Below are 25,709 nucleotides of genomic sequence, written 5' to 3'. Positions count from 1 at the left end.
TCAGTGCACGGCACCCATGCCGTGGGTGTGTATGTACAACCTCGGCCCCAGAGTCTTGAGCGGCGCAGCCACTTTGCCAAGAGCCCCTTCGTCAGGGATGGGACAGCCCGCAATCACCCACTCAATCACGATCTGTCGGCCGATGCGATTGTTAATGCGGGGGAAGCGGCGGTCGAGCGCCTTACCCATCGGCTTGTCGCCTCGAAGCATGTCCGCAACGAGTGGGCTAGCCGACGGGTCACCCGGGATGACCCACGTACCGACGAGCTTGCGCATCAGCTCCCGCATATCGTCGCCTTCGAAGAGTTTTGCGATGCTCGGACTACCATTCCCATCCGCGAGGTAGCGCGTATGTGCATGAACGCCTTCAGCGATCGACTTCATCTCGTATAGCAGGGCCTCCATCGCTTCGCCTTTTTCGAAGTAGCGTTTGGCGGTCCGTGTATCCCCTTCCCGCCCCAACCATTCAATCCAGTCGCGCCAGATTGCGAGATCTTCGACATTGAAAACCTGGTACATCGGCCCATTAAATGTGGTGAGGTGCTGCAGAAACTGGCTGGCGTCCGGCTGCCCCGCCACGAGCCATTTCGACTGAGCGAGCACGCTGCGAAACAGCTCCGGATCGTCGAAAAGGTCATTGATCCGGTATTGGCCGATACGATGCTGCATGTGGTTCTGTGAACCATAGGTCGCTTTGCGCATGATCATCTCGTCAAGTCGGGCAGCCGCGCTCCCCGTTCGGCGACGAGAGACGCCAAGGTCATCGCCGAACATGTCATTTCCGGCTACAGCAAATGCCACGTATCCGCGCCAGATGCGTTTCCATTGTGCCTGAACGGCCGCATCGCCGCCGTCGTGGCTAACATCGTCGAGGTAAAGCATGACTGCGTCCCGGGCCTTGGCACCGTGACCGTTGGAGGCATTGTCGATACCCACGTGCATCTGCCAGAAGTGACTGTCGATGCCCAGGTAGTCACGCCGCTTGATACTCGGTACTAAGCTAAGCACCTCCCACTCCAGAAACAGCGTCATACCCAGTAGCTCAGGCAGGAAGCGATCGGCATGCTGGGAGATGGCCAGTTGGAACACCGCCCCCGCGAACATGGATTCGTGGAACTGCGGGTCATTCGCATATTCGCGAGCAGCTAAGGGGTAGGTTTCGATACCGACGCTTCGCATTAGGCTCGTATAGAGATTGCCATGGTGCAAGGCGGGGTTGCCATTACCGATCTCGTCGCTCCAGACTTCGAACAGGAGTGCGCGAACCTTGTCCCCTGCCCCCGCAGCGGAAATATTGCGCAACCACACACCGTCGCTCTGATTGAACGGCCCCCTGTCCCGAAGTACCTGAAGTTCCGTATCGCGGTTTTGCGTGCGAGCCAGCCAGTAGATATCAGTGTTCTGTGCCCGAAACCGCATTATCTCGTATACCTCGTCCAGCTTCGCCTGGAACGTCTCCTTACTGTACTCAACGAATGTCTCCGGGTGGCTCTCGTCCAAGATACCCGTCTGATCGATAACAGATTGCGCGTAGTCGAGGAACTTGTTCGCCATGTCCAGCGCGCTGGAGACGAAATCCTGATGATTGTGGATGTTCATCAGCCAGTAAAAGCAGTCTCGCAAGCTCGCACCATGAAATTTATCGCGCCCCGTTTCTACGTGCACCACTAACGAGCTGCCATCACGCAAGACCTGGTGACGCTTTTCAACAAAGCCGAGGTCCTTCCACGCCGTCACCATTGCATTGTCGCCGTTGGTTCCAGTGTGGGTGAGATACATGGCATCAAATACCGCGTCCCTGAACTCCACCAGGGCATACTGCCAATATTCGAGACTGTCGCGAAGCACCTCGCCTCGTTGCCGCTTATCGACTTCATCTGTGGACCAGGGAAAGCTATTCAGTGTCTGCCTGAAGGACACGGCGGTCGCAGGGCTTGTGGTCGAGTCACCGCATTCACTGCGCACTGCACAAGCCTTGAAATAGTCCTGCAGGCTGCCCTGTGCATATTCGGAGTACGACTGCACAATCGCTTCCAGGCTCGCAGCGACTTTATTCTTTGTACTCTGCGCTGCGTCACTCCACACGGCGTGAAGGTCCGCAAGCGAATCGATTGCATAGGCGCGCACGAGTACAGGGTGATCCTTGCGGATATCCTTGATCGTCAGAACCGCCTCCGGCTGCGGTAGCCGAGGCAAAAAGCATCTACCTGCAAATCGGTCGCAGGCTTCCTGCAACAAGTACATTTGCCGCCACGGATTGACCCCATCTTCGAGGGTAGCACCGCTGAGAATCGCTTTCGCCCAGATCGTTGCGACCTTGTCCAAGTAACTAAAGCAGCTCTCGCCTTCCTTGGGTTCCGGAAGCATTTGTGAGAGTAGGAACGCACCGGGTGGCCGAGGTTGCGACGTGCCGACGCCACGATCCCACCGTTGGCGCTCACCAAGCATTCTCTCCAGCGCACTCGCAAGGTCGGCCGTATCAGCACGCGTAAACTCCTGGAATACTTTTTTGAAAGTATCCTCATGGATTACGTCGTCTGGTCGTTGCGCTGGCCACCAGTTTTGCTGACATTCAAAAAAATCCGCCTGCCATGGCAGCGCCATATATTTGCTGATGTCTCCCGCTTCGAGCACGCGGTCATCGAATCGGAAAGCCTCACAGTAGAGCCGGCTTTCGCGAACAATCGAGGTGATCTCGATACCGGGAAAGAAGGCGCCCCCGCAGCAGCCTTCGAGCACAGCCCTAGTCAGTAGCTCCGGTTCTGAATCATCGGGAAGACAGTTGCCCTCCTCGTCTTGCGATTCGTCCTTGCAGATGTAGACAGCTGCCGTACCTTCAGCTGTGGTGGTAGCGTGCCCGGCGGCCCATGCCTGCAGACGCCTCGTCTGCAAATAGGTCAGGGAAAGCCACGTTCCCGACTCACCATCGCTGCGCGTTCCTTCGTCGCCGGACAGGGGCGGCATATAGAGGCTGGTGGCCATACGGGCAGCAGCCTCCATCTCTTCGTCGCTGGGTATGTGGATGCCTGGACGACGATAAGAAGGCTTGCGCAACACCTTCATCACCGCTTCACCAATCATCGAGAGCCCTTTACCGGACGTTGCCTTCTCGAATTGCTCGAAGTCGTATGACTCACCGCGAAGGATGTCGCCAGGCCGGCCCTGACCGTGCCCCCTAAGCCCGAGCTTGCTTACCCACCGGTATCCCCCCATGCGGTCAAATATCGGCCATACATCCTTTCGAAGATCAGGCCGGTCCGGGTCCCGCAAGCGTGGGGTGGTCTTGTTGCACAGCCTGGGGTGGTCGTGTGCCACTTCCTCCATCACGTCGAACAACGTCACCAAGTCGCGAGTGTCTGGCGCGAAATCAGGCGGAGTGACAACTACCCAACTTGCGCCCTGAACCTCCACCGAATGGCGCGCCCCATCTTCTGCGCAAAGCACCACTTTGGCCCTGACAGGCCCGTCCGCGGTATCGTCGTGCCAGGAATCATTGTTCGCATAGTGAGTAATCCAGGCCTCGTAGGGATCGTCAAGAGCCCTGCCGTGTGCATCAACCGGTGCGGAAACACCGTGACCGCCCATTACAACGAGGCACCCCTGCTCATCTGTAGCAAGTTCTCCAAGATAAACATCGTGATTGTGGCGGAACTTGCCGATGAAACTCAGATTCTGCTTGTCGGGCTGATGTCGCCGGTTACTGCCACAAACAGAACGCTCCGGACTATGAATTTCGAACTCTTTGGCGTGCGCCATACTGGCCACCCACTTGCGCCCACAAGGTCCTCCCTCGACGAGCGCCATTAATCCCGACCCGGAGTCGTCGTCGCCATCAAGTTCGCAGTTGCGCAGCCTCAGCTTGCGACCCAAGTTATTCTCTGGCCATCCGACAGCCTCGAAGGCCGAAAGCGCACCGTGAGCTCCCGAGAAGTTGAACCACGCCGCCTTCTTGTTGGCGAGCTCGACGCTCCAGGTGATTTCCACACCTTCGCCGCACAGCTCCCCCAGCGACCGTCCCGCACTGTCGAAGGCATAGATATGAAACTTCGCGGCTTGCCGGCGTATGGCTCCAGACGCGTCCTTATAACTGAAAGGTGTACCTGAAGGCATACCAAAAATATGGGGCTCGCCACCAGGTTTCTCCGGAGCAATGAAAACGCCGTCGGCGGCCATGCTGTTGCCTACGCGCGCGATGCCCACAGGGGGATAGATCTTGCAGTACGCGATTTGATCGTGAAGGATTGGCATAAAACCTCCATCATGAACGAGATGACAGCAGCTACGGCAGAGCGTTGCTGGACGGATGATGTGGTGAGTTCGACACTGTAGGCATCGGGGTCAGTACAAACATCGACCAGACTATTCCGGTGCCTTTATCGGGATTCAATGGCGCCATGTCGGCACACAATCTGTTAAATGGCAGCTGGAACTCATCCCCAACGGCAGAGAATGCAAGGTGATCAATTAGGATACGAACTCCCTCAGGATCGTCGGGCGCCGCGCAAAAGTGACTGCGGATAGGCCAAGGCTGATGTCGCCTCTGCCGATAATCTGCATGTCGCTCCATTCGCGCGGCGTAGAAAAGCCGAACGGGTCGCGCTATCAGTCGACAGGACGCTCCAGATTGCCGACGCGGGGAGGCAAACTGCTGGGCTCCAAGCAAATTCAACAGAGAAACTGCGCACGCATTCGCCAGCGCCACCAAAGCGATAAAACGTGATGTCCTTTTCATGCCTCCACCTTTTATCGCACACCGTGTGATCTTCCTGATTGCAGGCTAGTTAGCTGTCTGTAGCGTAGTCTGTCATGAACCAATCCAACTGATATTTGATTCAGGCCCTGCATCCACGTAGAAGACAGTAGTACACCTGTAAACATTTTTCCTTTTCGAGATCAGACACTCGACTCCGCTGAGCAAAACTTTCCAGGCGTAGCAAGCAACCTTACGACCAGGAGCCACTCCATCACCTAATCTGCCATGAGTGTTCGTGATGCACGAGCGCGGTGTGCTCTGCGCTCGCACTATAGAAGATACCCCCTTGTTACAAGTGAGCCCTGACGTCAAAAGCAAGACCAACTGGCAGCAATGCACTTCCACCACTGCAATTGGCACGAACTCCAGACGCTTCTTCAGGTGGCCATTGAATGGCTTGCGAGCAACTCCCCATTCCACGTGGCGTGGCTAATTAGAGTTCCGCAGGGGAAGACGGAGGCCAAGCGAAATATCGAAGCCAGGGGCGAACTGGCAGCATCATGCAGAACAAGGATCAATTTAGGAATATTACTGCAGTAGTAACCGAGTCGTACGTTCGGAATCGCCGGAGTAAAGAGATCATGCCCACGAAGTGAATTGCGGACCAATGTCAAAATTGCGACCCAGAAACAAACAAGGGTTTGCATCAGCTTTCGCCCGCAAACCCTTGATTCAAGATGGTGCCCGAAGCCGGAATCGAACCGGCACGCCCTTACGAGCGGGGGATTTTAAGTCCCATGCGTCTACCAGTTTCGCCATTCGGGCGGTAGCGCGGTACTGCGTTGCCCTGATGCCGGTTCACAATCCTGACAGATTGCTGCCCGTACAGCAGAGGGGGAAATATATACATCACTTCCCCGTGAAGCAAGTTGGCAAAGGCCGTTTTAAAGACTAAATCTTTCAGCACGATGCAATAAAAAAAGCTCCGTAAATCATGGATCTACGGAGCTTATTTATAGTGGAGGCCGAGGTCGGAATCGAACCGGCGTAGGTGGATTTGCAATCCACTGCATAACCATTTTGCTACTCGGCCTCAAAAACATTTGCTGTCAGTAGCGCAACAACAAACGCTGTAAAACTTGGAGCGGGAAACGAGACTCGAACTCGCGACCCCGACCTTGGCAAGGTCGTGCTCTACCAACTGAGCTATTCCCGCTTGGTGTGGCGCATTCTATAGAAATCAGAAGCGCCGTCAACCCCTTGATTCAAAAAAGTTTTATTTCTTTTCAACATCGGTCTTCAGATGCGGCCAGGCAGCCCGAAGGTATTGAACCATCGACCACAAGGTCAGGCCTGCAGAAACCATCAGCAACGTGTAACCGATGAAAACCCAGAAGCTGAAAACCTTGGGGTTGGCCAGAAGGATCACCAGTGCAAGCATTTGCGCAGCGGTTTTCCATTTGCCCAGGTTCGATACAGCCACATGAGCCCGCGCACCAAGTTCGGCCATCCACTCACGCAACGCCGAAACGACGATCTCGCGACCGATGATGACGGCCGCCGGCAACGTGAGCCACAGGTTGCCGTGTTCCTGCACCAGCAACACCAGTGCAACAGCAACCATCAGTTTGTCAGCGACAGGATCCAGAAACGCTCCAAACGGAGTGCTTTGCTCCAGGCGTCGCGCCAGATAACCATCCAGCCAGTCCGTTGCCGCTGCGAAGGCAAAGACCGAACTTGAGGCCAGATAACTCCACTGGTAAGGCAGATAGAACAGCAAAATGAAGATCGGGATGAGCAGGACACGGAGAACGGTAATCAGATTAGGGATATTCATCGGCACAACTGGCTACGAGGTGAATGGGCATTCTACTCACTATGCAGGTTTGCATAAATCGACTCTGCTAGCTTTTTGCTGATCCCCGGCGCTTTGGCGATCTCTTCGATGCTTGCACGAGACAGCTCCTGCAATCCACCAAAATGTTTCAACAAGTCCCTGCGCCGAGTCGGCCCCACGCCTGCCACGCCTTCCAGCGTCGACGTACGACGGGTTTTGCCACGGCGCGCACGGTGTCCAGTGATCGCAAAGCGGTGAGCTTCGTCACGAATCTGCTGAATCAGGTGCAACGCCGGAGAGTCGCCACGCAACGTGAATTCGTGCGCGGCATCATTCAGATACAAAGTCTCGAACCCAGCCTTGCGCGTCGCACCTTTCGCTACACCCAGCAGGATCAGGTCCGGCACGGCCAGTTCGTTGAGCACATCGCGCGCCATCGACAACTGCCCTTTGCCGCCGTCCACCAACAGAATGTCCGGCAACTTGCCCTCACCGTCCTTCAGCTTGCTGAAGCGCCGGGTCAACGCCTGGTGCATGGCGGCATAATCATCACCCGCCGTCACGCCTTCGATGTTGTATCGGCGGTAATCCGATTTGATCGGCCCTTCTGGCCCGAATACCACACAGGACGCGACGGTTGCTTCGCCGCTGGAATGACTGATGTCGTAGCACTCCAGACGCTGTGGTGGCTCGTCCAGTTTCAGCACCTCGGCCAATGCTTCGAAACGGGCCGCAACGTGCTGACGATTGGCCAGCCTCGCACCCAGCGCCTGTTCGGCATTGGTCACGGCGAGCTGTTGCCAGCGCGCCCTCGTACCGCGAACCCGATGACTGATGGACAGTTCGCGCCCGCGCAGCTCCTGGATCGCTTCGATCAATGTGGGAAAGTCTTCATGAACGACGTTGACGATCAGTTCACTTGGCAGATCCCGCTCGGGGCTGCTGATGAAATACTGGCCAAGAAACGCAGCCATGACTTCGGCAACGTCTTCCTCGATCCCGACCTGCGGGAAAAAGTTCTTGCTGCCCAGAACCCGCCCTCCCCGCACGCTGATTAAATGCACGCAGGCGCCACCGGGGTTGACGAAGGCTGCGATCACATCGATATCGCCAGTCCCGCCTTCCATGCTCTGCTGATCCTGAACCCGACGCAGCAATGCAATCTGATCGCGCAGTTCGGCAGCGCGCTCGAACTCGAGGTTGATTGCAGCCTCTTCCATCGCAGTGGACAGTTCGTTGGTCAACGCATGGCTGCGCCCCTCGAGGAACATCACCGAGTGCCGCACGTCTTCGGCGTAAACCTCAGGCTCGACCAGCCCGACACAGGGAGCCTTGCAGCGTTTGATCTGGTACTGCAGGCACGGACGCGTCCGGTTCTTGTAGTAGCTGTCTTCGCACTGACGTACAAAGAATGTCTTCTGCAGAAGGCTGAGGCTTTCGCGAATTGCCCCTGCACTCGGATAAGGCCCGAAGTACTTGCCCTTGGCCTTCTTGGCACCGCGATGAATGCTCAGGCGAGGGAATTGTCCGTCAGACAGAAACACATACGGATAAGACTTGTCGTCGCGCAACAGGATGTTGTACGGCGGCCGCCACTCCTTGATCAGCGTTTGCTCAAGCAGCAGGGCTTCGGTTTCGTTAGCGGTAATGGTCGTTTCGACCTGGGCGATTCGCCCAACCAGCGCGGCGGTTTTAGGTGCCAGTCCGGTTTTTCGAAAGTAACTGGCCAGGCGCTTCTTCAGATTCTTGGCCTTGCCGACGTACAACAGACGCGCATCGCTGTCGAACATGCGGTAAACGCCGGGGCGCCCGCTGACAGTCGACAGGAAGGCGCCGGAATCGAATGTTTCAGTCATGGTCAGAGGCTGGCATCAACCATGCCGTGACGAACTGCCAGAAGCGTCAGCTCGACATCACTGCTGATCGAAAGCTTCTCGAAAATGCGATAACGGTAGGTGTTTACGGTTTTTGGCGACAGGCACAATTTGTCGGAAATGATCTGCACCTTCTGGCACCCGACAATCATCAAGGCAATCTGGATTTCTCGCTCCGACAAGGCATCGAACGGAGAATCGTTGGTTGGCTGGAAGGACTTGATCGCCAGTTGCTGGGCAATCTGCGGACTGATGTAGCGCTGACCGGCAAAGACCAGGCGGATGGCCTGTACCATTTCCGGCAATCCAGCACCCTTGGTCAGGTAACCCGCGGCTCCCGCCTGCAGCAATCGGGTAGGAAACGGATCTTCTTCGCACACGGTGACTGCAACCACCTTGATGTCCGGATGGCTGCGCAACAGTTTGCGCGTGGCTTCCAGGCCGCCGATGCCAGGCATCTTGACGTCCATCAGCACCACGTCTGGCTTCAGCTCACGGGCCTTGATAAGGGATTCTTCCCCGGACTCGGCCTGGCCAACCACTTGCAGGCCATCGATATCGGCCAGCATCCGTGTAATGCCCGTACGAACGAGATCATGGTCATCGACCACTAGCACCCTAATCAAGCAGACACCTCGCGATATGGTCTTATTGGGATGCCGGACACCTTAGCAAAAAGTGCCAGACAGACCTAGCGGCAAGCAGCATATAAAAAGTTTCAATTCATCATTCAGGGCTTGCCGGCCGTGCGTTTCAGAGCACACGTGTACTGAATTCGAGATGCATCCTCAGGAAACACTCGTCCTCGCCCTGCACAACCATTCCCTTTCTGCGATACAGGTTTTGCGCCGGATTGTTCTTGAACACTGTCAGACGCAATGCCGGGCGACGTTCAAGGTGCGCAATTGCAACAACCTGATCGATCGCCCAGGAACCTGCACCTTGTCCCTGAAATCCCCCGCAGACCTGTAACTCGCGAATGTACAACGCTCGGGCATCACGACTGAGGCTGAAATAACCTACTGGCCTGCCTTCGCATTCGATCATCCAGTTTTCGCGCCCGGCCCAGGCGATATCGAAAGCTTCGTCCTGCCACAGCAGATCGTAGCTGATGTAATAGCGGAGCATATTCTGGCAAGTGATTTCTCGCGTAAACGACAGGTCATCGGGCGTCGCCGGTCGCAAATGAAACCTTGTTTGCACATCCACCACCTTCATGCCTTGCACTCCCCTGATGCCAACCTCGACGCGACTCAACCTTGAACCGCTGAAAACGGCAGAGTGTGTCATAGCTTGCCGAAGGCTCAACCGATAGAGGACGTCTTGTACCTTCAATAGCATTTTCTGATTGCTGACGCGCATCAGGCTCTAGTAAGCTCGGCGCATTCATCGGAGACACATCATGTTCAACGCCCTTGCACAGCTTCTTGCCACCAGCGCCCAGCGCTCGGTTGCGGCTGCGCGCGTGAACAACATTTGCGCTCCAGCCAGCTTTTATTTTGGGTATTGGTTTAGCCACTGGCGCGCCTGATACTCACACGGCGCCCATATAGACGGGTCGCCTACCAGAGAATTCTCAACCCCCGGTCGGCCTCCCGACCGGGGGTTTTGTTTTTTCAGGCCCTGAACTTTCAGCGACACACCAGACATTTGAGGAATCACGACATGAACTACGCCACTTATTACCGCTACGACAGTTTTACCGCCTGGCGATTTAGCAGCCTCCGCTCGGGACAGCCTGCCGCCTCCGATCGGTCACCCACAGGTGGCAAGCCAACACATGTAGCCAATACGGCCAACTGTCGAACACCCCAATAGGGCCGAGTCGGCGGGAAAGACCCGCGACCAGCCCAGGAAGACCGAATATGAACTCGTCCGTTTCTGCTCTGCCACTGTCCACCCTGAACCCGGCCAACGAAGCATTGACCCTGCGTCTGCCCAGTTCGCTGCAACTCAAGCAGCAATTGCCCCTGAGCAATGCCTTGAACCAGCAGGTTGCCAATCACCGCCAGGCCATCCGCGCCATTCTCAACGGCGAAGACCACCGTTTGCTGGTCGTTGTCGGCCCTTGCTCCATTCACGATCCCGAATCAGCGCTCGAATACGCCGAAAAACTTGCCCGACTGGCCAACGACGTCAGTCAGGAAATGCTGCTCGTGATGCGTGCCTACGTCGAAAAACCCCGCACCACCGTCGGCTGGAAAGGTCTCGCTTACGATCCCCATCTGGACGGCAGCGACGACATGGCCGCCGGCCTGACGTTGTCACGCGAACTGATGCTGGAAATGATCCGCCTCGGCCTGCCTGTTGCCACCGAACTTCTGCAACCCATGGCTGCTGGCTACTTCGACGACCTGCTCAGTTGGGTTGCCATCGGTGCGCGAACAACCGAATCACAGATTCATCGCGAGATGGCCAGCGGACTCAGCATGCCAGTCGGCTTCAAGAACGGCACCGATGGCGGCGTATCCATTGCCGTCGACGCAATGCGCTCAGCGGCTCATCCACATCGTCATTTCGGCGTAGACAGCCAGGGCCATCCGGCAATCATTCCGACTTCGGGCAACCCGGACACGCACCTGGTCCTGCGCGGCGGCCATCACGGGCCGAACTACGACCGCGCCAGCGTTTCCCGAATCCATACCGAACTGAGCCGCCTGAAAATCCCGAGCCGGATCATGGTCGATTGCAGTCACGCCAACAGCGGCAAGGACCCTCTGCGTCAGCCGGAAGTATTCAACGATGTGCTGGAACAACGCCTGCAAGGCGATCGCTCACTGGTCGGCATGATGATCGAGTCGCACCTGTTCGAAGGATGCCAGCCTCTGAGCGAGTCGTTGCGTTACGGCGTTTCCGTGACCGATGGCTGCCTGGGCTTCAGCGCCACGGAACACCTGCTGCTCAATGCAGCCGACCGCCTTCGGACACAACCTCTGCCTTGATTGCAAAAGCAGCCTTCCGTAGCAGATACGCGCGGAAGGCTGTTTGATCATTCCTGTACGTGCAACAAGACACCCTCGGAAACCTGGCTGACATCGTCCAGTCGCTCGACGGAATAAGACACACGCACGACCGTATTGATGTGTTCACGCCAGAATCGATGGGGAACGATAAAGACGATTGGCTCAACTTCCATCCCGCTGCTGATTTCCCGATCATCACGATGAAAGAAGAACTCTCCATCGCACTTGAGATAAACCAGCTCTCCAACCTCCAGTTGCGCATTGCTGATCACCACACTGACACCGTCAATGGTGTCCTTTACGTCGAGTATCCTGCCTTCCGCCTCCAACACTTGTGGCGCGGTCAGTTCGCCCCGCACCAGCGGAGCAATGTTGACTCGCGTAACCCCTGACTCACGAATCGCACCACTTTTCTGTTCTATGCAGTACTGAACTACCACCTCTCCACCCAGGTGCGGGGCGATGAATTGTGGGTCGACACCGAATACCAGCGGCTCTCCAACAGCAAAGGATTCGACGATCAGACAGTCCCGAAAGGACGCGTGTTCTACGGGACCTTGCCAGATCAACGCCACCCGGTCTCCCGCTGCCATTCCGGCGTAAGGCTGCAGGGTGACCGTAGTTCCATCGATGACGCGCGCAGGCTCAAGATTCCCTCCGACAGCATCGTCAATGATGGCCGGCAGCAGACTGTAACGAACATCTCCGACATCCAGTCGTTCTCGAGCGGAGGTCACCGGCATCGGCCTTGAAGCGCTGGTCAATGTCCAGAAGACCTCCAGTGAACCGCCGTCCAATGCCGCGATGTGAGGGCTTCTGACGACAAATACAATTTCCTTTCCCAACTGGGCTACGCTGACGAATCGAACGCCTTCGTTTCGGTACGGCATGCCCTCGATATCAAGACCGTGCCAGCTCAATACCACCCTGTCGCCGCAAGCCATATCGGGATAAGGCGCAATCCGCACGACGACCTTGTTCCGCGAGGGATCAAGAACCGCATCCTCCACAGCGTCGAGGGTGACTGCGGGCAGTGAGTCAACCGGCTCATGACTGCAAGACTGCCCGGATGACTCGATCATTGTTGCGACCAAAGCGTTGCCTTGCGTTGCTTCCTGCGCGTTCTGCGTATTCATTCGTAGCTCCATTCCCTGGAAATACCCTGCAGCTGGCTTGCTGCGTCGAAGAGCCTCTATTCAAGCCGCTTCATCAACAATTTAATGTCGTCCGTTCGCTGTGCAGAACGCGGGCAAGTGCATCACATGAAGTAGGCAACGGCAGGAAAAACACATGGGGCAACGCAGGAGATGTCCAAACATTCCGATCTGGACTTCAAACATCAGGGAAGTTTCGTTCAGGTGCTGATCCAGTTTCCGGTGCTGAACCGGGACTCTTCATACATCGTGAGCTCCACGGCTGTTTTAGAGTGGCACCGTGTAAATATCGATGAAGTTCTGCGATCAAGGATGAAAAATGCAACGAAATACCACAACTCTTTATCCCATCCTGCTGGTGCACGGTCTGTTCGGATTCGAGCGGATCGGCCCTTTTGAGCTGTTCCACGACGTCAAACAGGCGCTGAAGGCCGTCGGCGTACAGGTGTTCGTGCCGCACCTCTCAGCCATTCATGACAATGAAGTACGAGGCAAACAACTGCTCGGGCAGATTGATTCTGTGCTCAGAGGCACAGGTGCGAGCAAAGTCAACCTGATCGGTCATAGTCAGGGCGCATTGGCGGCTCGCTATGCCGCAGCGGTTGCCCCGCAAAGAGTTGCTTCCGTGACTTCGGTCAGTGGACCGAACCACGGCTCGGAGCTCGCGGATTTCTTGCGCAAGGCACTGATTCCCGGAAGGTTGCCAGAGAGCGTCGCGCAGAATGTGGCCACGCTGTTTTCCGACCTTCTATGCCTGCTCGGTGGAACCACAGCCCTGCCGAAAAATGCGCTGGCCGCATTGAATGCACTGACGACCGTAGGGGTCGGGGATTTCAATGACAAATATCCGCAAGCCCTGCCAGAGAGCTGGGGCGCGCAGGGAGCCGAACGGGTCAATGGTGTCCGCTACTATTCCTGGAGCGGCGTCGTGCCGGAAATGAATCTGCAAACATTCGATCCTGTTCATGGCATTTGCCGGGCGCTGTCGCAGTACTTCATCACCGAGCCCGGCCAGAACGACGGGTTTGTTGGCCGCTACAGCTCTCATCTGGGCACCGTGATACGTTCCGACTACCCATTTGATCACTTGCGCAGCTTGCGTCGAGCCTCCGGTGAGCCAGCCGGCTCAGCCGATTCGATCCAGTTGTACGTCGAGCACGCCTTGCGCCTGCAGGCAGCTAATCTCTGAGAGCCGGCCTCAGACAGCCGAACGGAACTTTGCCGAGAAATCGGCCACTGAATCCGGTAGGCTCCACCCTTTACTGATTTGATTGGAGATTTTTCCCATGGCTAAAGCCACCGCCCGCCACATCCTGGTTTCCAGCGAAGACAAGTGCAACGAACTCAAGGCCCAGATCGAAGCCGGCGCCGATTTCGCTGAAGTCGCCAAAGCCAACTCCACCTGCCCGTCCAGCCGTCAGGGCGGTGATCTGGGCTCGTTCGGCCCGGGCCAGATGGTCAAGGAATTCGATACCGTGGTTTTCAGCGCCCCGATCAATGTCGTCCAGGGCCCGGTCAAGACCCAGTTCGGTTATCACCTGCTCGAAGTCACCAGCCGCCAGGACTGATCCTTCGTCCGCTGAGCTGTGTAACGGCCCGCCAGATGGCGGGCCGTTGTGTTTTGGTTACACCACGCGACTGGCGAACAGCGCTGCGCTCGCGTACAAATTGCGCTTATCGATTACCCGGCTCTAAGGCTGACAATGCGACTGGCTTTCTCCACTTTGATGTTCACTGCCGTGGCTCTGCTGATGAGCGCCGCCGGTGTGAGCGCTGCACCGCAGCATGCATTGACCGTTTACGGCGAACCGGCAAAGTATCCGGCCAATTTCAGTCACTTCGACTACACCAATCCGCAGGCCCCCAAGGGCGGAACGATGCGCCGCTCGGCGATCGAAATCGGTCACTTCGACCATGTCCTGCCCTACATCGACAAAGGCATCGGCGTCACCCAGATCGATGGCCTGCTGTATTCCCCGCTGGCCCAGCGCTCGATGGACGAGCCCTACACCGTCTACGGACTGGTGGCACAAAAGATGGAGCGTTCCGAGGACGGTCTGTCCCTGCGCTTCTTCATCAACCCCAAGGCTCGCTTCGCCGACGGCAAACCGATCACCGCCGAAGACGTGCGCTACACCTACGATTTGCTGATGACCCAGGGCAGCCTGCGCTATCGCACCCAGTTCGCCGACGTCAAAGGCGTCGAAGTCGAGGCGCCGCTCACCGTGCGCTTCGATTTCAAGAGTAATGAAAACCGCACCCTGCCGCTGGATATCGCAACCCTGCCGGTGTTTCCCGAGCACTGGTGGAAGACTCGGGATTTTGCTGGCGGTGGCGGCTATGAACCTCCGCTGGGCAGCGGCCCGTACCGAGTCGGAAAAGTCGACTCCGGACGCAGTATCACCTTCGAGCGCAATGGCGACTGGTGGGGCAAGGACTTGCCGGTCAGCCGCGGGCTCTACAATTTCGATCACTTCAGCATCGAGTACTTCGGCGACACCGATGTCGCCCGCCAGGTGTTGCGCGGCGGCGCCTACGACTACAACCGCGAATTTTCCGCTACCGGCTACTCGATCGGCTACGACAGCCCGGCCCTGAGCGACGGGCGCCTGCAGAAGGCTCACCTGGCAACCGAGGCGCCGCAATCAGCCCAGGGCTTCGTGTTCAACCTGCAAAAACCGATGTTCCAGGACCGCCGCGTACGTCAGGCCCTGGCCATGCTCTGGGACTTCGAATGGAGCAACCGGCAGATGATGCGCAACATGTACATCCGCCAGCAGAGTTACTTTTCCAACAGCGCCCTCGCTGCCAGTGAACTGCCGGACGCTGCCGAACTGAAGATCCTTGAACCACTGCGCGGACAAATCCCCGACGAGGTATTCACGAAGGTCTTCGAGGCGCCGAAAACCGACGGCAGCGGACTGATCCGTGACAAGCAGCTTCAGGCACTCGAACTGCTTGAACAGGCGGGCTGGAAACCCGACGGCGACCAATTGGTCAACGCGCAGGGCGAGCCGCTGAGCTTCACCTTCCTGGTCAGCCAGAACGGCATGGACCGACTGCTGCTGCCCTACAAGCGCACGTTGAAACAGATCGGCATCAATCTCGATATCCGCCGCATCGACTCCTCGCAATACGTCAACCGGCTGATGAGCCGCGATTACGACATGATTGTCACGGGCTACCCGGTCACCACCTCACCCGGTGGGGAACTGCTCAACTACTTCGGGTCCGCTTCGGCCAACGATCCTGGCGCCAACAACTACATGGTGCTGAAAAACCCGGCAGTCGACACCTTGATCAACGGCCTGATCCGCGCCTCGACCCAGTCGGACATGCTGCATTACGCCCATGCGCTGGACCGGGTGCTGCAATGGAACTACTACTGGATCCCCAATTATTACCCGCCCGGCACCTCGACCGTCTGGTGGAACCGCTTCGGCATCCCGACCGTGCAGGCGAGCAATGACGAAGCGATCGAGAGCTGGTGGGAAATCAGCAGCACGCCGCTGACCAACCAGCAGATGACGGCCGAGAAGATCAGCCGTGGCAGACCCGGAGGGCCGCACTGATGTGGGCTTACATACTGCGGCGTCTGCTGCTGATCATCCCGACCCTGGTGATCATTCTGCTGGTCAACTTCGTGATCATCCAGGCCGCCCCGGGCGGTCCGGTGGAACAGGCCATCGCTCATTTGCAAGGCATCGGTGGCGCCAATGTCGGCGGTGGTGCAAGCGAAACCATGAGCAGCACCTCCCGCGCCAGCCGGGGCCTTGATCCGCAGCTGATCAAGGACATCGAAAAACAGTACGGCTTCGACAAACCGGCCCATGAACGCCTGTGGCTGATGCTCAAGAACTATGCGCAGCTGGATTTCGGCAAGAGCTTCTTCCGGGGCGCCACGGTCACCGACCTGATCCTGCAGAAAATGCCGGTGACCATTTCCCTTGGGTTGTGGGCGACGCTGATCACCTATCTGGTGTCGATCCCGCTGGGCATTCGCAAAGCCGTGCACCACGGCAGTCATTTCGATATCTGGAGCAGTACGGCGATCATCATCGGTTACGCGATGCCGGCGTTTCTATTCGCGATGTTTCTGATCGTTGTGTTTGCCGGCGGTACGTCGCTGAACTGGTTTCCGGTGCGCGGGCTTGTTTCGGACAACTTCGAGTCGCTGTCGACGCTGGGCAAGGTTGCCGACTACTTCTGGCACCTTGTTCTGCCGGTCACTGCACTGGTGATTGGTGGCTTCGCGACCCTGACCATCCTCACCAAGAACTCGTTCCTCAATGAAATCACCCGTCAGTACGTGGTCACCGCTCGCGCCAAAGGCCTGAGCGAACGCCGGGTGCTGTATGGCCATGTGTTTCGCAACGCGATGTTGCTGGTGGTGTCGGGCATCCCCCAGGCGTTCATCAGTGTGTTCTTCGCCGGCTCGTTGCTGATCGAGGTGATTTTCTCCCTCGACGGCCTTGGGCGCATGAGCTACGAAGCGGCCGTATCCCGCGACTATCCGGTGGTGTTTGGTTCGCTGTTCATCTTCACCCTGTTCGGCCTCCTGATAAAACTGATCGGCGACCTGTGCTACACGCTGGTCGATCCGCGCATCGACTTCGCCGCGAGGAATGCCTGATGTTCAAGCTCTCGCCTCTGGGCCGTCGCCGTTTCGAACGCTTCAAGAAAAACCGTCGGGGCTGGTGGTCGCTGTGGTTGTTCATTGGTCTGTTCGTGATCAGCCTCGGTGGCGAACTGATCGCCAACGACAAACCGCTGGTCGTCAGCTATCAGGGCCAGTGGTATTTCCCGGTGTTCAAGCGCCACACCGAACAGGAATTTGGCGGCCAGTTGCCGTTCCAGGCCGATTACCGCAGCGACTACGTCCAGAATCTGATCCGCAAGGACGGTGGCTGGTTGCTGTTTCCGCCGATCCCGTTCAGTGATGACACACCGAACTACGACCTCAACAAACCGGCGCCGAGCCCACCGACTTCGGTCAACTGGCTGGGCACCGACGATCAGGCGCGGGACGTGCTGGCACGGGTGATTTTCGGCGCGCGAGTGTCGATCCTGTTCGCGCTGATGCTGACCTTTGTCAGCGCCCTGATCGGCATCGCGGCCGGCGCCCTGCAAGGCTATTACGGCGGCTGGATCGACTTGCTCGGTCAGCGCCTGCTCGAAGTCTGGTCGGGGCTGCCGGTGCTGTACCTGCTGATCATTCTGTCGGGGTTTGTCGAGCCGAACTTCTGGTGGCTGCTGGGGATCATGGCACTGTTTTCATGGCTGGCGCTGGTGGATGTGGTGCGGGCCGAATTCCTGCGCGGGCGCAACCTCGAATACGTCAAGGCTGCGCGGGCGCTGGGCCTGACCGACCGCAAGGTGATCTTCCGGCACATCCTGCCCAATGCGATGAATGCCACGTTGAGCTACCTGCCGTTCATTCTGACCGGGGCGATTTCCACCCTGACCGCGCTGGATTTCCTGGGTTTCGGCATGCCCGCCGGCAGTGCGTCGCTGGGCGAGTTGATCGGCCAGGGCAAACAGAACCTGCAAGCACCGTGGCTGGGATTGACGGCGTTTTTCACCCTCGCGTTGATTCTGTCCTTGCTGGTATTCATCGGCGAAGCGTTGCGCGATGCCTTTGACCCGCGCTCATGAACGGATCCTTGAAATGTCTGACAACCTGATCGAAATCCGTGACCTCAGCGTCGCCTTCAATGGCCAGACCGTGGTGCGCAATCTGTGCCTGGACATCCGCCCCGGCGAGTGTCTGGCACTGGTCGGCGAGTCAGGGTCGGGCAAATCGGTGACAGCCCACTCGATCCTGCAACTGCTCCCGGACAGCGAAGCCCAGACCACCGGCAGCATTCGCTATCGCGGCCAGGAGCTGGTGGGAGCTGATCCCAAGACCTTGCGTGACTTGCGGGGCAACCGCATCGCGATGATCTTCCAGGAGCCGATGACCTCGCTCAACCCGCTGCACACCATCGAAAAGCAGATTGGCGAAACCCTGCTGCTGCACCGAGGCCTGGGCGGCAAAGAGGCGCAGAAACGCATTCTCGAACTACTCGAACTGGTTGGCATCCAGAAACCGAAAGAACGGTTGAAGGCTTACCCCCACCAATTGTCCGGCGGCCAGCGACAACGCGTCATGATCGCCATGGCCCTGGCCTGCGAACCGGAACTGTTGATCGCCGACGAGCCGACCACGGCCCTCGACGTCACCGTGCAGCGCAAGATTCTGGTGCTGCTCAAATCCCTGCAACAACGGCTTGGGATGTCGCTGCTGCTGATCAGCCACGATCTCAATCTGGTGCGCAGCATCGCCCAGCGGGTGTGCGTGATGAAGGCCGGGGAAATCGTCGAGCAGGCACCGTGCGAAACCCTGTTTACAGAGCCGAAACACCCCTATAGCTGCGTGTTGCTCAATGCTGAACCTGAGGGTGAAGCGCTTCCCCGGGATGAACGGGAAAACGTGCTGGAAGTTGAAGATCTGCGGGTCGACTTCGCGGTCGGCGGCGGGCTGTTCCAGCGCAAGCAATACCTGCGTGCCGTTGACGGTATCAGCCTGAACATCCAGCGTGGCAAAACGTTGGGCATCGTCGGTGAATCCGGCTCGGGCAAGTCAACGCTGGGTCAGGCAATCCTGCGCTTACTCGATTCCGAAGGCAGCATCCGCTTTCAGGGCCAGTCCCTCGATGACCTGAACCAGAAGCAAATGCGCCCATGGCGCCGGCAGATGCAGGTAGTGTTTCAAGACCCCTTCGGCAGCCTCAGCCCGCGCATGTCGGTGGCACAGATCATCAGCGAAGGGCTGGAGGTACACTGCCAGTCCACCGCCGATGAGTGCGACGCCCAGGTGATTCGGGTGCTCAAGGAAGTCGGCCTCGACCCCGACAGCCGTCATCGCTACCCCCACGAATTTTCCGGTGGCCAGCGTCAGCGCATCGCCATTGCCCGGGCACTGGTGCTCAAACCGGCGCTGATCCTGCTCGACGAGCCGACTTCGGCGCTGGATCGCACCGTGCAGAAACAAGTGGTCGCCCTGCTCCGCCAGCTTCAGGAAAAACATGGCCTGACCTACCTGTTCATCAGCCACGACCTGGCGGTGGTACGCGCCCTGGCCCACGACATGATCGTGATCAAGGACGGAAAAGTGGTCGAACGCGGCGCCAGTCACGACGTGTTCGACTCGCCGCAGCATCCCTATACCAAAGAGCTGTTGGCGGCGGCGCATCCGGGATAGGCATAATCGCGCCACCTGACTTCCGCCAATGGACGCCGCCATGAACACCACTGAAAGCCTCAAGGATTACCAACGGGTTCGCACGCTGGCGATCCGTTCGTTGTTCGAGATCATCGAGCAATCCAGTGAAGGCACGGTGATTGTCGACCGCGACGCGAACATCGTCTGGATGAACGAGCGCTATGCCCGGCGCTTCGGGCTCGACTCAGCGGCCGGCGCCATCGGCAAGCCTTGTGAAAGCGTGATTCCGGGCAGTCTGCTGCGCGAAGTGGTGCGCACCGGGCGGCCGATTCTGCTGGACATGCAGGACACGCCGAAAGAACCGCTGGTGGTGATGCGCCTGCCGATCCATGACGACGCCGGATCGGTGATCGGCGCCATCGGCTTCGCCCTGTTCGATGAACTGCGCAGCCTGTCGCCGATGCTCAAGCGCTACCTGAGCATGCAGGAAGAACTGGCCTCGACCCGCTCGTTGCTGCGCGCCCGGCAGACCAAATACAACTTCGCCCACTTCATCGGCACCAGCGCGGCCAGCCTGGAGGTCAAGCGCCGTGCCCGCCGCAGCGCGAGTGCGGAGTCGCCGGTTCTGCTGCTGGGCGAGACCGGCAGCGGCAAGGAGTTGCTGGCCCAGGCGATCCACGGCGCTTCGCCCCGGGCGCATAAGGCCTTCGTCAGCATCAACAGTGCGGCGATTCCCGAAGCGCTGCTCGAAGCCGAGTTCTTCGGCACCGCGCCCGGCGCCTTCACCGGTGCCGATCGCAAGGGCCGCACCGGCAAGTTGCAGATTGCTCAGGGCGGGACGCTGTTTCTCGACGAAATCGGCGACATGCCGCTGCCACTGCAAAGCAAGTTGTTGCGGGTGCTTCAAGAAAAAGAATTCGAACCCGTAGGTTCCAACGACGTGATCCAGAGCGATGTGCGGGTGATTGCCGCGACGTCGACGGATCTGGAGGCGGCGATCAAGCGCGGCGAGTTCCGCGCCGACTTGTACTACCGGCTCAATGTGCTGCCGATTCAGGTGCCGCCACTGCGTGAACGGCTGGACGATTTGCCAGCCCTAAGTGAAGCGATTCTTGAAGAGCTGCGCAGCCAGCATGAACTCAATCGCGAAGCCCTGGAGCTGCTGGGGCAGCACGCCTGGCCGGGGAACATTCGCGAATTGCGCAACGTGCTGGAACGAGCAGCGTTGCTCAGTGATGACTTGATGCTGACGGCGAGCGACATTCGCGCGGCGATTGGTACGTTTACGCCGGTCGAGCGAGCATCGACGTCAGTGTCAGAGCCAACAGGCAACGAGACCTTCAGCCAGGCTCGGGAGCGTTTTGACCGGCAGTTGATTCAATCGACCCTCGCGCAATGCGGGGGCAAGGTGATTGAAGCGGCTGAGCGATTGGGGCTTGGGCGTTCGACGCTGTACAAGAAGATGATTGCGCTGGGGATTGCAGAGTCTCAATAAAGAGACACGAATCTCCATAAAGGGACAAGATCGAAAACTTCGCGAGCAGGCCCACTCCCAAAGGGAAAAACGTCCGACTGTGAGAGCAGGCTTGCCCGCGAAATCACCCGCCCAGACATAAAAGTCTCAAAACAGAGACAAAATATTCAAAATCGATAACTGAAATCAAATTAAATCCATATATTTCAACAGCTTAACCATCTGGCACAGTTCTCGCTAAAGCCCCTCCCCACACCCGTTTCACCCACAAAAATAACAATCGAAGGAGCACACCATGAGTGTGATCATCGCCTTGGCAGCCCTCGCGCTGCTGATGCTCGCGGCCTACCATGGCTACAGCGTTATCCTTTTTGCCCCGATCGCCGCCCTCGGCGCCGTCCTGCTCACCGACCCGTCCGCCGTCGCCCCAGCCTTCACCGGGGTGTTCATGGAGAAAATGGTCGGCTTCATCAAACTCTACTTTCCCGTCTTCCTGCTCGGCGCCGTGTTCGGCAAGCTGATCGAGCTGTCGGGTTTCTCCCGTTCGATTGTTGCGGCAGCCATTCGCTTGCTCGGCACCCGCCAGGCGATGCTGGTGATCGTGCTGGTCTGCGCCCTGCTCACCTACGGCGGCGTGTCGCTGTTCGTGGTGGTGTTTGCGGTCTATCCGTTCGCAGCGGAAATGTTCCGCCAGAGCAACATTCCCAAGCGCCTGATCCCGGCGACCATCGCCCTCGGCGCGTTCTCGTTCACCATGGACGCCCTGCCCGGCACACCGCAGATCCAGAACATCATTCCCAGCACCTTCTTCAACACCACCGCGTGGGCGGCGCCCTGGTTGGGCCTGATCGGCACGATTTTCGTGTTCTGCGCCGGCATGCTGTTCTTGCAGCGTCAACGCAACAAGGCTCAGCACGCCGGCGAAGGCTATGGCACCGAACTGCGCAATGAACCGGAAACTGCCGAAGATCTGAAACTGCCAAACCCCTGGCTGGCGCTGTCGCCACTGCTGGCGGTGGGCATCATGAACCTGCTGTTCACCCAGTGGATTCCGCAGTGGTACGGCAAGACCCACAGCCTCGCGCTGCCGGGCATGGCCGCGCCGGTGACCACCGAAATCGCCAAACTCACGGCGATCTGGGCAGTACAGGCAGCTTTGCTGGTGGGCATCCTGATGGTGTTGGCGTTCGGTTTTCAGGCGATTCGCAGCAAGCTTGCCGAAGGCAGCAAAAGCGCGGTCAGCGGTGCACTGCTGGCGGCGATGAACACCGCGTCGGAATACGGTTTCGGTGCGGTCATCGCCTCGTTGCCGGGTTTTCTGGTGCTGGCCGACTGGCTCAAAAGCATTCCCAATCCGCTGGTCAACGAAGCGATCACCGTGACCCTGCTGGCCGGTATCACCGGTTCCGCCTCGGGTGGCATGAGCATCGCCCTGGCAGCGATGTCCGAACAGTTCATCAGCGCCGCCCACGCCGCCAACATTCCGCTCGAAGTGCTGCACCGCGTGGCCGCCATGGCCAGCGGTGGCATGGACACCCTGCCGCACAATGGCGCGGTAATCACGTTGCTGGCGGTCACCGGCCTGACCCACCGTGAGGCCTACAAAGACATTTTCTGTATTACGCTGATCAAGACCCTGGCGGTTTTTGTGGTAATCGGCACTTTCTACGCCACTGGCATTGTGTGAGGTATTCATGACGACTCTTTCTGGCAAGACCGCACTGGTCACCGGCTCCACCAGCGGCATCGGACTGGGCATTGCGCTGACGCTGGCCAAGGCCGGCGCCAACCTGATCCTCAACGGCTTTGGCGATGCTTCGAAGGTGATTGCCGAAGTCGAGCAGTTCGGCGGCAAGGTCGGCCATCACCCGGCAGACGTCAGCAGCCCTGAACAGATCGCCGACATGATCGCCTACGCCGAGCGCGAGTTCGGTGGCGTGGACATTCTGGTCAACAACGCCGGCATCCAGCACGTCGCGGCGGTTGAAGAGTTTCCGGTAGAGCGTTGGGACTCGATCATCGCCATCAACCTGTCGTCGGTGTTTCACAGCACCCGCCTGAGCCTGCCGGGCATGCGCGACAAGGGCTGGGGACGGATCGTCAACATTGCCTCGGTACACGGTCTGGTGGGCTCCACCGGTAAGGCCGCGTATGTAGCGGCCAAGCATGGCGTGATCGGCCTGACCAAGGTGGTCGGCCTGGAAACCGCCGCCAGCAATGTCACTTGCAACGCCATCTGTCCGGGCTGGGTACTGACGCCTCTGGTGCAGAAACAGATCGATGATCGAGCGGCCAAAGGTGTCGACCCGCAGCAGGCGCAGCACGACCTGCTCGCCGAGAAACAGCCGTCGCTGGAGTTCGTCACCCCTGCGCATCTGGGTGAACTGGTGCTGTTTTTGTGCAGCGAGGCCGGCAGTCAGGTGCGTGGTGCGGCGTGGAATATCGATGGCGGGTGGCTCGCGCAGTAAACGTTCAACTGAACGCTCCCACATTGCAGTGGGAGCTTTCTGACAAACAATAAGAGGCAAACCATGTCCGACATCCTCTGGCAGCCCGATGCCAAACGCATTGCCCGGTCCCGCATGGACGGCTTCCGGCGCTTTATCAATCAGCGCCATCATCTGCACCTCGACGACTACCCTGCCTTGCACCAATGGTCCATCGACCAGCGCGAAGCCTTCTGGCAAGCAATCGTGGACTTCTTCGGTATCAGTTTTCACACCCAGCCCGATGCCGTTTTGCGTGAGGGCCTGCAGATGCCGGGCGCCGAATGGTTTCCCGGCGCCACCCTGAACTTCGCCGAACACCTGTTGAGCAGGCGCGACGATGCCATCGCCGTAATCGCTATCGGGGAAAACGGCCAGCGTGAACTGTTGACCTGGGCCGAACTGGCCCAGCAAGTCGCCGGGTTCCAGGCCAGCCTGCAAGCGGCCGGTGTCGTGCTCGGCGACCGGGTCGCGGCGTGCATGCCCAACACCTGGCAAACCCTGGTGGCGATGCTGGCGACCACCAGTCTCGGCGCGATCTGGTCATGTTCCTCACCGGACTTTGGCACCCACGGCGTAATCGACCGCTTTGGTCAGATCGAGCCGAAAGTGCTGATCACCTGCGCCGGCTACCGTTACGCCGGCAAAGAGATCGACCAGACCGTCAAGATCAACGAAATCCTCGAACAGCTGCCGACCTTGCAGCAGTTGATCATCGTGCCGTACGCACGCCCTCACGCCCATGCCACGGATTACCGGACGCCCGCCAACGTCACGTTGTGGGACGACTTCTATGAACCGGGCGATGAGCCGCAGTTCGTCCCGGTGCCATTCGCCCATCCGCTGTATGTGCTGTATTCCAGCGGCACTACCGGCGTGCCGAAGTGCATCGTCCACAGCACGGGCGGCGTACTGCTGCAACACGCCAAGGAGCACGGGTTGCATGTCGATCTGGGGCCCGGCGACCGTTTGTTCTACTACACCACCTGCGGCTGGATGATGTGGAACTGGCTGGTGTCCGCACTGGCGGTCGGCAGCGCAGTGGTGCTGTATGACGGCTCACCGTTTTATCCGGACAACCAGCGATTGCTGGAGCTGCTTGATGACGAACAAGTCAGCGTGTTCGGCACCAGCCCGAAATTCCTTGCGACCCTGGAAAGCAGTGGCATCAAGCCGCAAGAAAGCCATGACCTGAGTCACCTGAAAACCTTGCTCTGCACCGGTTCCGCGTTGTCGCCGCAGAGTTACGACTTCGTCTATCGCGACTTCAAACCCGACGTTTGCCTGTCCTCGATGTCCGGTGGTACGGACATCGTGTCCTGCTTCGTCAACGGCAACCCGGTGTCAGCGGTACGCCGGGGCGAGATCATGGGCAAGAGCCTGGCCATGGCGGTCGAAGTGTGGAACGACGCCGGGCAACCGGTGATCGGCGAAAAAGGCGAACTGGTGTGTACCCGGCCATTCCCCGCCATGCCGATCGGACTCTGGAACGATCCCGATGGCGAGAAACTGCGCAAATCCTATTTCAGCCAGTTCCCCGGCGTCTGGGCCCAGGGTGACTACGCCGAACAGTTGCCTCACGGCGGAATGCTGATCCACGGTCGCTCCGATGCCGTGCTCAACCCCGGCGGTGTGCGCATCGGCACAGCGGAAATCTACCGTCAGGTGGAAAAAATCCCCGAGGTGCTGGACAGCGTCGCCATCGGCCAACAGTGGCAGGACGACGTGCGAGTGGTGCTGTTCGTGCGTCTCAAGGAGGGCGTAACGCTGGATGAGGCGCTGCAACAGCAGATCCGCCAGGTGATTCGCGCCAACACCACACCGCGCCATGTACCGGCGAAGATCGTCGCGGTCACGGACATTCCACGCACCATCAGCGGCAAAGTGGTGGAACTGGCCGTGCGCAATGTGGTGCACGGTGAACCGGTGAAAAACACCGATGCGCTAGCCAATCCTGAAGCGCTTGAGCAGTTTCGGGATCGACCGGAACTGAAACACTGAAACAGCGCCCCCGTCTCAGGGGC

18 protein-coding genes and 3 tRNA genes are annotated in these 25,709 nt (G+C 58.5%); 12 read left to right on the top strand and 9 right to left on the bottom strand.

The features are described 5' to 3' along the window. The 8 genes from AC1RR7_RS04255 to AC1RR7_RS04220 form a co-directional block, all read right to left on the bottom strand. Complete coding sequence (locus AC1RR7_RS04255; RefSeq protein ID WP_493156267.1) at positions 1–4,248, bottom strand: LodA/GoxA family CTQ-dependent oxidase; 4,248 nt, start codon at positions 4,246–4,248, stop codon at positions 1–3. Positions 4,249–5,431: 1,183 nt separating this feature from the next. Next, a tRNA-Leu gene (locus AC1RR7_RS04250) sits at positions 5,432–5,518 on the bottom strand. A 194-nt stretch (positions 5,519–5,712) separates the two neighbouring features. Further along, positions 5,713–5,786 (bottom strand) — tRNA-Cys (locus AC1RR7_RS04245). Positions 5,787–5,833: 47 nt separating this feature from the next. Beyond that, positions 5,834–5,909 (bottom strand) — tRNA-Gly (locus tag AC1RR7_RS04240). A 60-nt stretch (positions 5,910–5,969) separates the two neighbouring features. Continuing rightward, positions 5,970–6,530 (bottom strand): CDP-diacylglycerol--glycerol-3-phosphate 3-phosphatidyltransferase, encoded by a 561-nt coding sequence (pgsA, locus tag AC1RR7_RS04235; RefSeq protein WP_085730785.1) that lies wholly within the window; start codon positions 6,528–6,530, stop codon positions 5,970–5,972. Positions 6,531–6,562: 32 nt separating this feature from the next. Continuing rightward, a complete protein-coding gene (gene uvrC / locus AC1RR7_RS04230; protein WP_192558124.1) occupies positions 6,563–8,386 on the bottom strand; it encodes an excinuclease ABC subunit UvrC in 1,824 nt (607 codons plus the stop codon). Positions 8,387–8,388: 2 nt separating this feature from the next. Continuing rightward, positions 8,389–9,030, bottom strand: coding sequence for a response regulator transcription factor GacA (gacA, locus tag AC1RR7_RS04225; RefSeq protein ID WP_032829778.1), 642 nt, complete (start codon positions 9,028–9,030; stop codon positions 8,389–8,391). 127 nt (positions 9,031–9,157) lie between these two features. Further along, complete coding sequence (locus AC1RR7_RS04220) at positions 9,158–9,622, bottom strand: GNAT family N-acetyltransferase (protein WP_273536729.1); 465 nt, start codon at positions 9,620–9,622, stop codon at positions 9,158–9,160. Between the two features lie 184 nt (positions 9,623–9,806). Here AC1RR7_RS04220 and AC1RR7_RS04215 point away from each other — a divergent pair, with 184 nt between their 5' ends. Continuing rightward, positions 9,807–9,935, top strand: coding sequence for a hypothetical protein (locus tag AC1RR7_RS04215; protein WP_255261935.1), 129 nt, complete (start codon positions 9,807–9,809; stop codon positions 9,933–9,935). 334 nt (positions 9,936–10,269) lie between these two features. Next, on the top strand, positions 10,270–11,346 hold the full coding sequence (locus tag AC1RR7_RS04210; protein ID WP_102622251.1) for a 3-deoxy-7-phosphoheptulonate synthase: 1,077 nt from the start codon (positions 10,270–10,272) through the stop codon (positions 11,344–11,346). Between the two features lie 47 nt (positions 11,347–11,393). Here AC1RR7_RS04210 and AC1RR7_RS04205 read toward each other — a convergent pair whose 3' ends face one another. Further along, positions 11,394–12,503, bottom strand: coding sequence for a hypothetical protein (locus AC1RR7_RS04205; protein ID WP_493156264.1), 1,110 nt, complete (start codon positions 12,501–12,503; stop codon positions 11,394–11,396). A 337-nt stretch (positions 12,504–12,840) separates the two neighbouring features. On the opposite strand from AC1RR7_RS04205, the gene AC1RR7_RS04200 reads away from it, so the two are divergent. The 10 genes from AC1RR7_RS04200 (at position 12,841) to AC1RR7_RS04155 (ending at position 25,686) form a co-directional block, all read left to right on the top strand. Then, complete coding sequence (locus tag AC1RR7_RS04200) at positions 12,841–13,710, top strand: esterase/lipase family protein (protein ID WP_493156262.1); 870 nt, start codon at positions 12,841–12,843, stop codon at positions 13,708–13,710. 97 nt (positions 13,711–13,807) lie between these two features. Next, the gene (locus tag AC1RR7_RS04195) at positions 13,808–14,089 is read left to right on the top strand and encodes a peptidylprolyl isomerase (RefSeq protein ID WP_041478733.1); all 282 of its coding nucleotides are present in this window, start codon (positions 13,808–13,810) and stop codon (positions 14,087–14,089) included. A 135-nt stretch (positions 14,090–14,224) separates the two neighbouring features. Continuing rightward, on the top strand, positions 14,225–16,093 hold the full coding sequence (locus AC1RR7_RS04190; RefSeq protein ID WP_493156260.1) for an extracellular solute-binding protein: 1,869 nt from the start codon (positions 14,225–14,227) through the stop codon (positions 16,091–16,093). Beyond that, a complete protein-coding gene (locus tag AC1RR7_RS04185; RefSeq protein WP_096821570.1) occupies positions 16,093–17,154 on the top strand; it encodes a microcin C ABC transporter permease YejB in 1,062 nt (353 codons plus the stop codon). Before AC1RR7_RS04190 ends, AC1RR7_RS04185 begins: the two co-directional genes overlap by 1 nt. Further along, positions 17,154–18,176 carry an ABC transporter permease gene (locus AC1RR7_RS04180; RefSeq protein ID WP_102622254.1) on the top strand — a complete coding sequence of 341 codons (1,023 nt, stop codon included), beginning with the start codon at positions 17,154–17,156 and terminating at the stop codon, positions 18,174–18,176. The genes AC1RR7_RS04185 and AC1RR7_RS04180 overlap by 1 nt, the downstream gene beginning before the upstream one ends. 13 nt (positions 18,177–18,189) lie before the next feature. After that, the gene (locus AC1RR7_RS04175) at positions 18,190–19,764 is read left to right on the top strand and encodes an ABC transporter ATP-binding protein (RefSeq protein WP_493156258.1); all 1,575 of its coding nucleotides are present in this window, start codon (positions 18,190–18,192) and stop codon (positions 19,762–19,764) included. A gap of 40 nt (positions 19,765–19,804) precedes the next feature. Beyond that, the gene (locus tag AC1RR7_RS04170) at positions 19,805–21,220 is read left to right on the top strand and encodes a sigma-54 interaction domain-containing protein (protein ID WP_192558128.1); all 1,416 of its coding nucleotides are present in this window, start codon (positions 19,805–19,807) and stop codon (positions 21,218–21,220) included. Between the two features lie 274 nt (positions 21,221–21,494). After that, the gene (locus AC1RR7_RS04165) at positions 21,495–22,886 is read left to right on the top strand and encodes a GntP family permease (RefSeq protein ID WP_493156256.1); all 1,392 of its coding nucleotides are present in this window, start codon (positions 21,495–21,497) and stop codon (positions 22,884–22,886) included. Positions 22,887–22,893: 7 nt separating this feature from the next. Next, positions 22,894–23,667, top strand: a complete 774-nt coding sequence (gene hbdH, locus AC1RR7_RS04160; protein WP_493071118.1) for a 3-hydroxybutyrate dehydrogenase — start codon at positions 22,894–22,896, stop codon at positions 23,665–23,667. Between the two features lie 63 nt (positions 23,668–23,730). Next, entirely contained in the window at positions 23,731–25,686 is a 1,956-nt protein-coding gene (locus AC1RR7_RS04155; protein ID WP_493156254.1) for an acetoacetate--CoA ligase, read from the top strand. Positions 25,687–25,709: the final 23 nt, after the last annotated feature.

It is taken from the genome of Pseudomonas sp. GW821-FHT11G12 (assembly GCF_058808055.1).
Note: the sequence above shows the minus strand (reverse complement) of the source record. Positions and strands in the feature narration are given on the sequence as shown.